General features: G+C 60.2%; 1 protein-coding gene. It reads left to right on the top strand.

What is annotated here, in order from left to right:
- Nucleotides 1-319 (top strand): arginine deiminase-related protein (locus tag AF337_RS24475; RefSeq protein ID WP_244471302.1); only part of this gene is annotated, 319 nt, incomplete at both ends.

The raw sequence follows: 319 nt of genomic DNA, 5'->3' as shown, positions 1-319 counted from the left end.
ACCTTTCACTGGCGGCCTATGACGAAATCACCCGGGCGGCCGATGTGCTTAGAAGCCATGGCGTGGCAGTGCATCTTTTCGACGACACCGGTACCGAGACACCGGATTCGGTCTTTCCCAACAACTGGTTTTCCACCCATGCCGGCGGTCATGTGGCGATCTATCCGATGACGGCCGTCAATCGCCGGCGCGAGCGGCGCAGCGACGTCATCGAAATGCTGAAGAGCCAGTATCGGGTGCAGGAGGTGATCGACTATTCCGGCCTCGAGCCGGACGGACTGTTTCTCGAGGGCACCGGCGCCATGGTTCTCGATCACAT

It is taken from the genome of Rhizobium ecuadorense (assembly GCF_001187535.1).
Taxonomy (GTDB): Bacteria; Pseudomonadota; Alphaproteobacteria; order Rhizobiales; family Rhizobiaceae; genus Rhizobium; species Rhizobium ecuadorense.
Note: the sequence above shows the minus strand (reverse complement) of the source record. Positions and strands in the feature narration are given on the sequence as shown.